Annotated in this window: 14 protein-coding genes, 1 rRNA gene and 1 pseudogene; all 16 read left to right on the forward strand. The window is 34.3% G+C overall.

The features are described from left to right. A 5S ribosomal RNA gene (rrf, locus tag CD155_RS13315) occupies positions 1-81 on the forward strand; the annotation flags it as partial. Positions 82-1,009: 928 nt separating this feature from the next. Next, positions 1,010-1,537, forward strand: a pseudogene (locus CD155_RS12160) (GNAT family N-acetyltransferase). Positions 1,538-1,573: 36 nt separating this feature from the next. Then, on the forward strand, positions 1,574-2,908 hold the full coding sequence (locus CD155_RS12165) for an Orn/Lys/Arg family decarboxylase (RefSeq protein WP_172605859.1): 1,335 nt from the start codon (positions 1,574-1,576) through the stop codon (positions 2,906-2,908). 1 nt (position 2,909) lies between these two features. Further along, entirely contained in the window at positions 2,910-3,527 is a 618-nt protein-coding gene (tmk, locus tag CD155_RS12170; protein WP_037541882.1) for a dTMP kinase, read from the forward strand. A 28-nt stretch (positions 3,528-3,555) separates the two neighbouring features. Further along, a complete protein-coding gene (gene darA / locus CD155_RS12175) occupies positions 3,556-3,885 on the forward strand; it encodes a cyclic di-AMP receptor DarA (RefSeq protein WP_002445716.1) in 330 nt (109 codons plus the stop codon). 315 nt (positions 3,886-4,200) lie between these two features. Then, positions 4,201-5,127, forward strand: a complete 927-nt coding sequence (locus CD155_RS12180) for a DNA polymerase III delta subunit-related protein (protein WP_103213438.1) — start codon at positions 4,201-4,203, stop codon at positions 5,125-5,127. Between the two features lies 1 nt (position 5,128). After that, a complete protein-coding gene (locus CD155_RS12185; protein ID WP_002445714.1) occupies positions 5,129-5,932 on the forward strand; it encodes a PSP1 domain-containing protein in 804 nt (267 codons plus the stop codon). A 16-nt stretch (positions 5,933-5,948) separates the two neighbouring features. Beyond that, the gene (gene yabA, locus CD155_RS12190; protein ID WP_002445713.1) at positions 5,949-6,296 is read left to right on the forward strand and encodes a DNA replication initiation control protein YabA; all 348 of its coding nucleotides are present in this window, start codon (positions 5,949-5,951) and stop codon (positions 6,294-6,296) included. 98 nt (positions 6,297-6,394) lie between these two features. After that, positions 6,395-7,120, forward strand: a complete 726-nt coding sequence (locus tag CD155_RS12195) for a tRNA1(Val) (adenine(37)-N6)-methyltransferase (RefSeq protein WP_103213439.1) — start codon at positions 6,395-6,397, stop codon at positions 7,118-7,120. Further along, positions 7,113-7,361, forward strand: a complete 249-nt coding sequence (locus tag CD155_RS12200; RefSeq protein WP_002445711.1) for a GIY-YIG nuclease family protein — start codon at positions 7,113-7,115, stop codon at positions 7,359-7,361. The genes CD155_RS12195 and CD155_RS12200 overlap by 8 nt, the downstream gene beginning before the upstream one ends. A gap of 1 nt (position 7,362) precedes the next feature. Next, positions 7,363-8,202 carry a 16S rRNA (cytidine(1402)-2'-O)-methyltransferase gene (gene rsmI / locus CD155_RS12205; RefSeq protein WP_103213440.1) on the forward strand — a complete coding sequence of 280 codons (840 nt, stop codon included), beginning with the start codon at positions 7,363-7,365 and terminating at the stop codon, positions 8,200-8,202. 215 nt (positions 8,203-8,417) lie between these two features. Beyond that, on the forward strand, positions 8,418-10,388 hold the full coding sequence (metG, locus tag CD155_RS12210; RefSeq protein WP_103213441.1) for a methionine--tRNA ligase: 1,971 nt from the start codon (positions 8,418-8,420) through the stop codon (positions 10,386-10,388). 27 nt (positions 10,389-10,415) lie between these two features. Beyond that, on the forward strand, positions 10,416-11,189 hold the full coding sequence (locus CD155_RS12215; protein ID WP_070830402.1) for a TatD family hydrolase: 774 nt from the start codon (positions 10,416-10,418) through the stop codon (positions 11,187-11,189). Between the two features lie 235 nt (positions 11,190-11,424). Continuing rightward, on the forward strand, positions 11,425-11,976 hold the full coding sequence (gene rnmV / locus CD155_RS12220; protein ID WP_103213442.1) for a ribonuclease M5: 552 nt from the start codon (positions 11,425-11,427) through the stop codon (positions 11,974-11,976). Continuing rightward, on the forward strand, positions 11,977-12,867 hold the full coding sequence (rsmA, locus tag CD155_RS12225; protein WP_070871963.1) for a 16S rRNA (adenine(1518)-N(6)/adenine(1519)-N(6))-dimethyltransferase RsmA: 891 nt from the start codon (positions 11,977-11,979) through the stop codon (positions 12,865-12,867). Positions 12,868-12,966: 99 nt separating this feature from the next. Then, a complete protein-coding gene (veg, locus tag CD155_RS12230; RefSeq protein ID WP_001832193.1) occupies positions 12,967-13,230 on the forward strand; it encodes a biofilm formation stimulator Veg in 264 nt (87 codons plus the stop codon). The last annotated feature ends 436 nt before the right edge of the window (positions 13,231-13,666 follow it).

Raw genomic sequence — 13,666 nt, forward strand, 5'->3', positions numbered from 1 at the left:
CCATGCCGAACACAGAAGTTAAGCTCCTTAGCGCCGATGGTAGTCGGGCTTACGTCCCGCTAGAGTAGGACGTTGCCAGGCAAGTCAGAGACCGAAAGGTCTCTTTTTTTATGCCTAAAAATCAATCGGCGCCCCGAAGGTACGTAGTCTATTAGCTATGGAGAAAGAATGATTCTCTGCGAAGAGAAAGCGATTGAAGCTGATGAATTAAGGAACGAGCGCCACGAGTTTAGTCGAGCTAAATGAGTCAGCGAGGGACGCGAATGAAGAAAGATGCGAACGCTTGACTCAAGCAGAGGAAGCACCTTAGCGCCAGATGGTAGCCCGGCTTACTTCTAAAGAAAAATAAGGGTGTTAATCCTTAATTTTTCTTACTTAATGGCATAAAGCCATTAAGAACCACTGAAATAATTGCCAGGCAATTAAATCGTATGGATGCGATGAGCCGAATCGAGACCGAAAGGTCTCTTTTTTTATGTCTAAAACAATCGGCGCCCCGAAGGTACGTAGTCTATTAGTTATGGAGAAAGAATAATTCTCTGCGAAGAGAAAGCGATTGAAGCTGATGAATTAAGGAACGAGCGCCACGAGTTTAGTCGAGCTAAATGAGTCAGCGAGGGACGCGAATGAAGAAAGATGCGAACGCTTGACTCAAGCAGAGGAAGCGCCTTAGCGCCAGATGGTAGCCCGACTTACGTCTAAAGAAAAATAAGGGGTTAATCCTTAATTTTTCTTACTTAATGGCATAAAGCCATTAAGAACCACTGAAATAATTGCCAGGCAATTAAATCGTATGGATGCGATGAGCCGAATCGAGACCGAAAGGTCTCTTTTTTTATGCCTGAAAATCAATCGGTGTCCCGATAGGTACAAAGGCGATTATCTATAGAAATAAAATCATTTCCTTCGAATAAGCACAAATTCATCTAATATTAGTGAAGTATTAGAGAATTTTGTGCTTTTTTAATACACTAGTATTAAATGAGTATTAAATTAGAGGAGTATTTATATGATTATTAGAGCGCTAGAGGAAACAGATTTGCGTTTTGTTCATAATTTAAATAACGAGTATTCAATCATGTCTTATTAGTTTGAAGAACCTTACCAATCCTTAAGTGAATTAGAAAATTTATATAAAAAACATATTTTGGATGAATCTGAAAGACGTTTCATTGTTGAGGAGGATTCAATATCCATAGGTGTAGTAGAATTATTGGAAATTAACTTTATACATCGAACATGCGAAGTTTTAATTATTATAGATCCTCAGTATGCGAATCGTGGTTATGCTAAAAAAGCATTCAAAATGGCAATTGATTATGCGTTTTTAGTGTTAAATATGAATAAAGTCTATTTATATGTAGATATTAAAAATGAAAAAGCGGTACACATATATAAAAGTAATAACTTTGAAATTGAAGGTACATTGAAAGAACATTTCTATACAAGAGGAGCGTATAGAGATTGTTATGTAATGGGATTATTAAAGAGAAATTGGATTAATAAGCATGATGATGATTTATCACATATACGATAAAATGCTAAATTGATGGAATTGAAAAGAGTGACTAAAATGAATAAACCAATTACAAATAAACTCCAAGAATTGCTTAATAATGACGCAATTTCTATGCATGTGCCAGGTCATAAAAACATGACAATCGGTAAGTTGAATCAATTAAAGTTGAATATGGATATGACAGAAATCACAGGACTTGATGATATGCACCATCCTGAAGACATTATTTTAGAGAGTATGTCTCAATTTAACAAACATGATGATTATGATGCATTTCTACTTGTTAATGGTACGACTTCAGGCATACTTGCTGTGATACAGGCATTTTCCAGTGAGAAAGGTCGATATCTTATAAGTCGAAATGTTCATAAATCAGTCTTTCATGGTCTAGATTTAACGAAAGCGCATGCTACATTTACAACTATGACTCAAAGTCATTTAACAAAACAATATGTAGAGCCTGTCATCGATGGTCCGGTTGAAAATTACAAATTAGGCATATGTACATATCCCAATTACTATGGAGAGACATTTGATGTTGGCCATTTCATTAGCAACTTACATGACGATGATGTTCCAGTGTTGGTTGATGAAGCACATGGTGCTCACTTTGATTTGAAAGCTTTCCCAAAATCTGCGATGAACTTTGGGGCAGATTATGTAGTTCAGTCATATCATAAAACGTTGCCAGCTTTAACAATGGGTTCCGTTTTGTTTATACACAAAGATGCACCATTACGCACACAAATTATTGAGTATTTAACATATTTTCAAACTTCAAGTCCTTCTTACCTTGTGATGTCTAGTTTAGAATATGCCCAGTCGTTTTATGAAGAATTTGAGTCGGAACTGTTCTTTGAAAAAAGAAAAACATTCATAGACGTACTCAAAATGAAAGGTTTTAATGTTGGAGAGCCTGAAGATCCTTTAAAATTAATAATAAGTTATGACGGTTTTAAAGGATATGAAGTCCAGCAATGGTTTGAAAAGCAACATATTTATGTTGAACTTGCGGATGAATATCAAGTTTTATTTATATTACCATTGTGGCATCATGATGATGCATTTCCATTTGAATTATTGAAAGCTAGAATTCATGCCATACCTCTTCCTGAAAAAAGAGAGTCATATACTAAAGCAGCGAATCTGATGTTGGAGACGAGTGAGTATCAGGCAATTCATTTTCCAAAAACAAAAGAAATAGCAATAGAACAAGCAGAAAATGAAATATTAGCACAACATATTGTACCTTATCCTCCTGGAATTCCAGTAATGTTTAGAGGAGAAGTTATTACAATACATATGATAAAATTATTACAATATTATTCAAACTTAGGTATTAAAGTAGAAGGTTTGAAGGATAAAAAAATATTAGTTAAGGATGAATAAAATGTCAGCTTTTATAACATTTGAAGGGCCTGAGGGCGCAGGCAAAACTTCTGTAATCACAAAAGTAAGTCAAAAATTAGCTGAGGACTTTGATGTTATTACTACACGTGAACCAGGTGGCGTACCTACCGGAGAAGAAATTCGTCGTGTCGTATTAGATGGAGATAACATGGATATTCGCACTGAAGCAATGTTATTTGCAGCATCAAGACGTGAACATCTCGTTGAAAAAGTTATCCCAGCTTTAAAAGATGGAAAAATTGTTCTGTGTGATAGATATATTGATAGTTCTTTAGCTTATCAAGGTTATGCAAGGGGTATAGGTATTGAAGAAGTTCAAACTTTAAATGAATTTGCAATTAATGGATTGTATCCCGATTTAACGATTTATTTAGACGTTAGCGCTGAAGTTGGACGCCAACGAATTCTCAAAAATAATCGTGATCAAAACCGTTTAGATCAAGAAGATAAGGCATTCCATGAAAAAGTGATAGAAGGTTATCATAAAGTGATAGAAGGAAATCCGGAACGATTTGTTAAAGTGAATGCAAATCAGAATTTGGAAAATGTAGTCGAAGAAGCGTACCAATCTATCATCAAATATTTAAAAAATTTGTGATATAATATCAAGAAGAGGTGTTATAAAAATGAAGATGATTATAGCGATCGTCCAAGATCAAGATAGTCAAGAACTTTCAGACCAACTCGTAAAAAATAATTTTAGAGCAACAAAATTAGCAACTACAGGTGGATTTTTAAGAGCAGGTAACACTACATTCTTATGCGGTGTTAATGATGAACGTGTCGATGAAATACTATCTGTAATTGATAACACTTGTGGTAATAGAGAACAGCTTGTTTCTCCTATTACGCCTATGGGTGGAAGTGCAGATTCATATATTCCATACCCAGTTGAGGTTGAAGTGGGTGGCGCAACAGTATTTGTTATGCCAATTGAAGCATTTCACCAATTTTAATGAACGTTGAGTTGTCGCTACGTCTTCTACATAAGTATAGAACTGACTTTTAGCGACTAAAAATAGATTCATTTCAGAAAAACAGCAATTATTTTACAATGTTGGGCTGCTTTAAATGTAGTTTAAGATTGATGGCATATTGATTCATAATTATGATTTTTATCCTTTCAGTTGTAGCATTGAAATTCGTTGTCATTTGCAGTCAAGTGAAGGATGCTTATCGAGTCATTTTGATTGAAGAAACATGTCTACAGTCTAAAGCTATGGTTTGAGTAGCCTTTTTTATATAAGATTTAAAAGAGGGAGTAGTAAATCATGGATGAACAACAACAGTTAGCTCATGCGTATCATTCAAATAAATTGTCACATGCTTATTTATTTGAAGGTTATGATGCACAATCAATGAAACATGTGGCTGTCAACTTTGCGAAATTGATTTTATGTGATGAAAATCATCAATGTGAACTGAAAGTTGATACGTTTAATCATCCTGACTTTCTGTATGTTTCCTCAGATGAAAATACGATAAAGAAAGAACAAATTGAACAACTTGTACATCATATGAATCAATTACCTATAGAAGGTAATTATAAAGTGTACATTATTGAAGAATTTGAAAAATTAACTGTTCAAGGTGAAAATAGTATATTAAAATTTTTAGAGGAACCACCAAAGAATACGATTGCGATTTTACTATCTACGAAACCTGAACAGATTTTAGATACGATACATTCTAGATGTCAGCATGTTTATTTTAAACCCATTGATAGAGAGCAGTTTATTGAGAGGTTAGTTGAAGCATCTCTAACGAGACCTGTAGCAGAAATGGTAAGTACATATACGACTCAAGTTGAAACAGCAGTAGCATTAAATGAAGAATATGATTTAACTTCCTTAAGAAAATCAATTATTCGTTGGTGTGAATTAATCTTATCAAATAAATCAATGGCTTTAATTGGCATTATAGACTTGCTTAAACAAGCTAAAAATCGTAAATTACAATTGTTAACTTTAGCAGCAGTCAATGGATTTTTCGAAGATATGATGCATGCAAAAGTGAATATAGAAAATCATTTTATCTATAGTGATTTGAGTGTTGAAATGAAAAAATATGCGGAAAGTTTAACGTTTAACCAAATGGTTCTGATGTATGATCAAATTACAGAAGCGCACAAAAAATTGAATCAAAACGTTAATCCAACACTCGTATTTGAACAAATAGTTATAAGAGGTGTGAGATAAAATGCCAAATGTTGTAGGTGTTCAGTTTCAAAAAGCAGGGAAATTGGAATATTATGCGCCTAATCAGCTAGATGTGAATGTTGGCGACAGAGTTGTCGTTGAGTCCAAAAGAGGCATTGAAATAGGTTTGGTAAAGTTTCCGCCGAAAGATGTCGCTGATGGTGATGTGACTTTACCTTTAAAGGAAATCATTCGAATAGTCAATGAGGAAGACGAGGAACAGTATTATAATAATGAGCGAGACGCTGAACAAGCATTAGAATTATGTAAGAAAGTTGTTAAAAATCAAAATTTGGACATGCGCTTAGTTAATTGTGAGTATACATTAGATAAGTCAAAAGTTATCTTTAATTTTACGGCAGATGATCGAATAGATTTTCGTAAATTAGTAAAGGTATTGGCTCAAAATTTAAAAACTAGAATTGAATTACGTCAAATTGGGGTAAGAGATGAAGCGAAGTTATTGGGTGGCATAGGTCCATGTGGACGTTCGCTTTGCTGTTCTACTTTCTTAGGAGATTTCGAACCTGTATCAATTAAGATGGCAAAAGATCAAAACTTATCATTAAATCCAACTAAAATATCAGGTGCTTGTGGTCGCTTAATGTGTTGTCTTAAGTATGAAAATGATCACTACGAAGAAGCAAGAGCGCAGTTGCCAGACGTAGGTGCTTCAGTACAAACACCTGATGGCAGTGGAAAGGTAATTGGATTAAATATTTTAGATATTTCTATGCAAGTAAAAATAGAAGGTCTTGAACAACCACTAGAATATAAGATGGAAGAAATTGAAGCAATGAACTAAGGAGGTTTAGCGACCTTTGAATAGAAATGAATTATTTGAGAGATTAATGAGACTTGAACGTAATGTAGGTCAGTTGACCCAGGATATGACTGAACTGAAAGATTTAGCTGTTGAACTCGTCGAAGAGAATGTAGCGTTGCAAGTTGAAAATGACAATTTAAAAAGGTTGATGGACAAAGGTGAAGCGTCATCAGAGCATAATGATGAAAAGTCTCATTCTAAGCACATTAAAACACCGTCTCCTAGTAAAGACAATTTAGCTATGTTGTATAGGGAAGGCTTTCATATATGTAAAGGTGAATTGTTCGGTAAACACCGTCAAGGCGAAGATTGTCTCTTGTGTCTAAATGTATTAAGCGATTAAAGTTCAATTGAGGACGAAATGATTAAAGTTAAGGGTGTATTATAAGTATGACATTTCAATCATGCTATAATGACATCCTTTTTTTAGGAGTAAGTAGGATGCTTAAGGATAATGAAAGAATTGATTATTTAATTAAAGAAGGTTATGAGATTATCCAAAATGATGATGTCTTTTCATTTTCAACGGATGCCTTATTGTTGGGATATCTCACTGAAGTGAGGAAGAACGATCGCATTATGGATTTATGTTCAGGTAACGGAGTGATTCCGTTATTGTTAGCTGCAAAGTGTAACCAAGATATTGAGGGCATTGAGATACAAAGCCAATTAGTTGATATGGCACGTCGTAGTTTTGAACGAAATGATTTAGAAGAACGATTAACCATGCATCTAATGGACTTAAACAATGTATATGATACATTTAAACCTTCTCAATATACATTAGTTACGTGTAATCCTCCTTATTTTAAAATGAATCAACTGAATCAACATCAGAAAGAAGCACATAAAATTGCACGTCATGAAGTGAAGTGTAATCTTGCAGATTGTGTAAAATCGGCGAGACATTTACTAAAAGAAGGTGGACGATTAGTTTTAGTTCATCGTGCGGAGAGGCTTATGGATGTCTTAAATGAAATGAGAAATGCTAAAATTGAACCAAAGAAGCTCTCATTTATATTTAGCAAAGTGAATAAAACTGCTCAGACGATTGTAGTTGAAGGTCGAAAAGGTGGAAAACAAGGATTAGAGATCCGAAAACCTTTCTATATATACAATGAAGATGGGACATATAGTGATGAAATGAAGGGCATATATTATGGATAGACATTTTGTTTATATTGTTAAATGTAATGATGGTAGTCTGTATACGGGTTATGCAAAAGATGTTGAAGCACGCGTAGCGAAACATAATGATGGTAAAGGTGCCAAATATACCAAAATAAGACGTCCGGTAGAGTTAGTTTATCAAGAAATGTATGAAACTAAATCCGATGCGTTAAAGAGAGAATACGAAATAAAAACATTTTCAAGACAACGGAAATTAAAAATGATTAAGGAGGGATAGCATGGCAACGTTATTTTTAGTGGGCACACCCATTGGCAATTTAGCGGATGTGACGTATCGCGCAATAGACACATTGAATAACGTAGATATGATTGCATGTGAAGATACAAGAGTGACACGCAAGTTATGTAATCACTACGAAATAAAAACACCTCTGAAATCATATCATGAACATAATAAAGAACAACAAACAGCTTATTTAATTGAACAATTGCAATCTGGATTGGATGTCGCATTAGTTTCTGATGCAGGACTACCTTTAATCAGTGATCCAGGCTATGAACTCGTTGTGGAAGCACGTCATCAGAATATTAGTGTAGTCACTGTCCCTGGTCCTAATGCAGGGTTAACAGCCCTAATGGCGAGTGGTCTACCTTCCTTTACGTATACGTTTTTAGGCTTTTTACCTAGAAAAGAGAAAGAAAAAATAGATGTCTTACAACTTAGAATGTATCAAGACAGTACGCTAATACTTTACGAATCCCCTCATAGAGTGACAGATACGTTGAAAGCAATTGCGAAGGTAGATCCTCAGAGACGTGTCTCAATCGGTAGAGAATTAACTAAGAAATTTGAGCAACTTATGACTTTGCCAGTAACACAGATGCTTGAAACAATCCAGAATGGTGATATACCAATGAAAGGTGAATTCGTCATTCTAATCGAAGGCGCTTCACCTATTACGAATCATTCATGGTTCGAAGATTTAACTGTTAAGGACCATGTGAATCACTATATTGAAAATGATAAAGTTAAACCGAAACAAGCGATTAAAACGGTTGCTTCAGATCGTGGTATGAAAACTGGAGAAGTTTATAATATTTATCATGATATAGACTAAAAACTTTCATGTTTTCATATATATTTTATTAGTGATGAATTCGTATGAAAACCACCATAAAACACTGATTTTATGGTATTGTAGTAAAGATGATGACAATTAATTTTCAAATGATGTGAGAATGTAAACACGGATACATAGTAGTGCGCTACTTCATTGAAAAGAAAAATAAATTTAGATATCATTTATTATGTAATTAATGAGGAGGACCAGTGATGGCTAAAGATACGTTTTATATAACTACCCCAATTTATTATCCAAGTGGGAATTTACACATCGGTCATGCATACTCAACTGTTGCAGGCGACGTCATTGCGCGCTATAAAAGAATGCAAGGATATGATGTTCGTTACTTAACAGGTACGGATGAACATGGCCAAAAAATTCAAGAAAAAGCTCAAAAAGCTGGTAAAACAGAATTAGAATATTTAGATGAAATGATTGCTGGAATTAAAAGTTTATGGGATAAACTTGAGATTTCAAATGATGACTTTATTCGAACTACTGAAGAACGTCACAAGCAAGTTGTGGAAAAAGTATTCGAAAGATTATTAAAACAAGGCGATATTTATTTAGGTGAATATGAAGGTTGGTATTCTGTTCCAGATGAAACGTACTACACGGAATCACAACTCGTAGATCCAGTTTATGAAAATGGTAAAATCGTTGGCGGTAAAAGTCCAGATTCTGGACATGAAGTTGAACTTGTGAAAGAGGAAAGTTACTTCTTCAATATTAATAAATACACAGATCGACTATTAGAATTTTATGATGAAAATCCAGACTTTATTCAACCACCATCTAGAAAGAATGAAATGATCAATAACTTTATCAAGCCTGGATTAGAAGATTTAGCTGTTTCTCGTACATCATTTGACTGGGGCGTTCGTGTTCCATCAAATCCTAAGCATGTGGTATATGTATGGATTGATGCACTAGTTAACTATATTTCTTCATTGGGTTATCTTTCAGAGGATGAAACGTTATTTAACAAATATTGGCCAGCAGATATTCATTTGATGGCTAAAGAAATTGTACGTTTCCACTCTATTATTTGGCCGATTTTATTAATGGCATTAGATTTACCTCTACCTAAGAAAGTCTTTGCACATGGCTGGATCTTAATGAAAGATGGTAAAATGAGTAAATCTAAAGGCAACGTCGTTGATCCGAATGTATTAATTGATCGTTACGGTTTAGATGCAACACGTTACTACTTAATGCGTGAGTTACCATTCGGTTCTGATGGTGTGTTCACGCCAGAAGCCTTTGTTGAACGTACGAATTATGACTTGGCGAATGACTTAGGTAACTTAGTTAACCGTACAATTTCAATGATTAATAAATACTTCCATGGTGAATTACCAGCTTACCAAGGTCCAAAACATGAACTTGATGAGGATATGGAAGCAATGGCGCTTGAAACAGTTAAGAACTTTAATGAGAACATGGAAAGTTTACAATTCTCTGTTGCATTGTCTACGGTTTGGAAATTTATTAGCCGTACGAATAAGTATATTGATGAGACACAACCATGGGTATTAACTAAAGATGAAAGTCAACGTGACATGCTCGGCAATGTGATGGCACACCTTGTTGAGAATATTCGTTTCTCAGCTGTTTTACTACAGCCGTTCTTAACACATGCACCAAGAGAAATGTTTAAGCAACTTAATATCAATAATCCTAAATTAACAGAATTAGAAAGTCTCGAAAGTTACGGTGCACTCACTGAACCGATTATGGTTACTGAAAAGCCATCACCAATTTTCCCAAGATTAGATACAGAAGCAGAAATTTCTTATATTAAAGAATCAATGCAGCCACCTAAATCTGAGGGAAAAGAAGAAGTACCAAGTAAAGAACAAATTGATATTAAAGACTTCGATAAAGTTGAAATTAAAGCAGCAACAATTATAGATGCTGAAAATGTGAAAAAATCTGATAAACTATTAAAAATTCAAATTGATTTAGATAGTGAGCAGCGTCAAATTGTATCTGGAATAGCGAAGTTCTATAAACCTGAGGATATTATTGGTAAAAAAGTTGCTGTAGTAACAAATTTAAAACCTGCAAAATTAATGGGTCAAAAATCTGAAGGTATGATTTTATCTGCTGAAAAAGATGGCGTTCTTACGTTGGTAAGTTTACCAAATGCAATTCCAAACGGAGCAATTGTTAAATAATATTGCTGAGAGATAGGAGAGATAATGATGTTAATCGATACACATGTCCATTTAAATGATGAACAATATGATGAAGATTTAAATGAAGTGATATCACGTGCGAGAGAAGCAGGCGTAGATAGAATGTTTGTAGTGGGGTTTGATACGCCTACAATTGAACGTACTATGGAACTCATAGATAAATATGAATTTGTCTATGGTATTATCGGTTGGCATCCTGTCGATGCAATTGATTGTACGGATGAGAGATTAGAGTGGATTGAAAGTTTATCTAAACATCCTAAGATTATCGGCATTGGTGAGATGGGCTTAGACTATCACTGGGATAAATCTCCTGCTGACATTCAAAAGGAAGTATTTAGAAAGCAAATCGCTCTAGCTAAACGTGTACAATTACCTATTATTATTCATAATCGTGAAGCGACTCAAGATTGTGTTGATATCTTGATGGAAGAGCATGCCGAAGAAGTGGGTGGCATTATGCATAGTTTCAGTGCCTCACCTGAAATTGCAGATGTAGTTATTAACAAATTGAATTTCTACGTCTCTCTAGGTGGCCCAGTTACTTTCAAAAATGCGAAACAACCTAAAGAAGTTGCGCAACATGTGCCAATGGATCGCTTATTATGTGAAACAGATGCACCATACTTGTCGCCTCATCCATATAGAGGTAAACGCAATGAGCCAGAACGTGTCACATTAGTAGCACAACAAATTGCAGACTTACGTGGCATGACATATGAAGAAGTATGTCGCCAAACGACTGAAAATGCTGAGCGTTTATTTAAATTAAAACAATAATTTACAGTGAGAAAGGTGTCCAACTTTAAAGGGATGAATATCATCACACTTTTAAAAGTTCGAGACATCTTTCTTATTTTTTATAAAGTTAGAGTGCCGGCATAGTAAAATATGAAATGTAGTGAAGCTCGTTTATAAAGTAAAATGAATGAAGAAGTTTGTTAGTATTTTATTATTTTGATTTACTTTTATAAAATAAGGATAAACGACTTAAACATTGTTGGAAGGTATAAATATGAAGATTAATGAATTTATCGTAGTTGAAGGCAGAGATGACACAGAGCGTGTTAAAACTGCTGTAGAATGCGATACAATAGAGACAAATGGAAGTGCAATAAACCAAGAAACATTAGATGTTATTCGTCATGCGCAAGAAAGTAGAGGCGTGATTGTATTGACTGATCCTGATTTCCCGGGTGATAAAATCAGACATACCATCCGTGACAATGTACCTGGCGTTAAACATGCGTATTTAGATAAAGAAAAGGCAAAGAACAGAAGAGGTAAAATTGGTGTTGAACATGCGGATGTTAAAGACATTAGAGAAGCATTGATGCATGTGAGTTCACCATTTGAAGAAGCGGAAGAAACCATTGATAAAAGTGTCTTGATTGATTTAGGGCTAATTATTGGGAAAGACGCTAGACGCCGACGAGAAATCTTAGGACGTAAATTGCATATCGGTCATTCTAATGGTAAACAATTATTAAAAAAGCTGAACGCTTTTGGTTATACTGAGCAAGATGTAAGAGACGCTTTACTTGATGAAGAAAGAAGGGAGATATAAATGGAACATAAAGATATTGCTACACCATCTCGTACCCGTGCTTTACTAGATCAATATGGATTTAATTTTAAGAAGAGTTTAGGACAAAACTTCTTAGTAGATGTGAATATCATTAATAAGATTATTGAAGCCAGTCAAATTGATGAAACAACAGGTATCATTGAAGTTGGTCCTGGTATGGGATCATTAACTGAGCAACTTGCTAAACACGCAAAAAAAGTCATGTCATTTGAAATAGATCAAAGACTTATACCTGTCCTTAACGATACACTCTCTCCTTATGATAATGTCACAATTATTAACGAAGATATCTTAAAAGCTGATATTGGAAAAGCGGTCAATACATATCTTGATGATTGCGATAAAATTATGGTTGTGGCTAATTTGCCTTATTATATTACGACACCTATATTACTTAATTTAATGCAGCAGGATATTCCTATCGATGGTTATGTAGTGATGATGCAAAAAGAAGTAGGTGAGCGCCTGAACGCTAGTGTAGGTACTAAAGCGTATGGGTCGCTTTCTATCGTCGCACAATATTACACTGAAACAAGTAAAGTTTTGACCGTCCCTAAATCAGTGTTTATGCCTCCTCCAAATGTGGATTCAATTGTCGTAAAACTGATGCAACGCGAGAAACCCCTTGTAGACATCGATGACGAAGAAGCGTTTTTCAAATTAGCGAAAGCAGCATTTGCACAACGACGTAAAACAATTAACAATAACTATCAGAACTTTTTCAAAGATGGGAAACAGTATAAATCTTCTATTCTGAATTGGTTAGAAAATGCAGGAATCGATCCTAAACGACGTGGCGAAACGCTTACAATACAGGATTTTGCAAAATTATATGAAGAAAAGAAAAAATTCCCTGAATTAGAAAATTAAAATATTGACAAAGGTCTTTTACCTTGATAAAATTTAAATTTTATTTGACGAAATCGCTATAAATATGGTATTATGTAACTTGTAGCGAGGTGGGGCAATATGCCAAAATCAATTTTGGACATCAAAAATTCTATTGATTGTCATTTAGGAAATCGTATTGTACTAAAAGCCAATGGTGGACGCAAAAAGACAATTGAACGCTCAGGTGTTTTAAAAGAAACGTATCCTTCAGTATTCATTGTCGAATTAGATCAAGACAAACACAACTTTGAACGCGTATCTTATACATACACTGATGTGCTTACTGAAAACGTACAAGTTTCATTTGAAGAAGATAATCATCAAGAAGCAGTTGCACACTAATCAGAAACATATATAAGAGTGATGTATTACTCTAAAATTTATAGTTTTATATTATATTTATTAAGGTGAGTATTGGGCAGTAGGTTCAATGCTCTTTTTTCTGTCTTGAAAAGTATTGTGGATCATTGCTCAAGGTCAATGAAAAGGTCGGGACATTATTTATTATGTCTTTCCCATCAAGCATATTTAAGTAATTCTGCAAACAATGCAAGTTGGGTGCATGCCAACGAAATTAATATTGCTAAATGATATTTTTGTTCGACACTCTTTATTCAATTTTATATTTTAAAAAATCAAAAAACGTATATTATTACTTTTCAAAATGTATTTCATTAAGATTTTACGAAAAATTGAAGATAATCTATCAAATATTTAAGACCTTTATGTTAAAATCATCTTAATAACAATTCGAAGCGAGGGCGGAAAAATGATATAT

The sequence above is a fragment of the Staphylococcus caprae genome (assembly GCF_002902725.1).
GTDB lineage: Bacteria > Bacillota > Bacilli > Staphylococcales > Staphylococcaceae > Staphylococcus > Staphylococcus caprae.

What these genes read in the sequence shown, in the direction of transcription:
- CD155_RS12165 (WP_172605859.1), top strand. Translation starts at nt 1,574, where the DNA reads ATGAATAAACCAATTACAAATAAACTCCAAGAATTGCTTAATAATGAC.
- tmk (WP_037541882.1), top strand. Translation starts at nt 2,910, where the DNA reads ATGTCAGCTTTTATAACATTTGAAGGGCCTGAGGGCGCAGGCAAAACT.
- darA (WP_002445716.1), top strand. Translation starts at nt 3,556, where the DNA reads ATGAAGATGATTATAGCGATCGTCCAAGATCAAGATAGTCAAGAACTT.
- CD155_RS12180 (WP_103213438.1), top strand. Translation starts at nt 4,201, where the DNA reads ATGGATGAACAACAACAGTTAGCTCATGCGTATCATTCAAATAAATTG.
- CD155_RS12185 (WP_002445714.1), top strand. Translation starts at nt 5,129, where the DNA reads ATGCCAAATGTTGTAGGTGTTCAGTTTCAAAAAGCAGGGAAATTGGAA.
- CD155_RS12195 (WP_103213439.1), top strand. Translation starts at nt 6,395, where the DNA reads ATGCTTAAGGATAATGAAAGAATTGATTATTTAATTAAAGAAGGTTAT.
- CD155_RS12200 (WP_002445711.1), top strand. Translation starts at nt 7,113, where the DNA reads ATGGATAGACATTTTGTTTATATTGTTAAATGTAATGATGGTAGTCTG.
- rsmI (WP_103213440.1), top strand. Translation starts at nt 7,363, where the DNA reads ATGGCAACGTTATTTTTAGTGGGCACACCCATTGGCAATTTAGCGGAT.
- metG (WP_103213441.1), top strand. Translation starts at nt 8,418, where the DNA reads ATGGCTAAAGATACGTTTTATATAACTACCCCAATTTATTATCCAAGT.
- CD155_RS12215 (WP_070830402.1), top strand. Translation starts at nt 10,416, where the DNA reads ATGTTAATCGATACACATGTCCATTTAAATGATGAACAATATGATGAA.
- rnmV (WP_103213442.1), top strand. Translation starts at nt 11,425, where the DNA reads ATGAAGATTAATGAATTTATCGTAGTTGAAGGCAGAGATGACACAGAG.
- rsmA (WP_070871963.1), top strand. Translation starts at nt 11,977, where the DNA reads ATGGAACATAAAGATATTGCTACACCATCTCGTACCCGTGCTTTACTA.
- veg (WP_001832193.1), top strand. Translation starts at nt 12,967, where the DNA reads ATGCCAAAATCAATTTTGGACATCAAAAATTCTATTGATTGTCATTTA.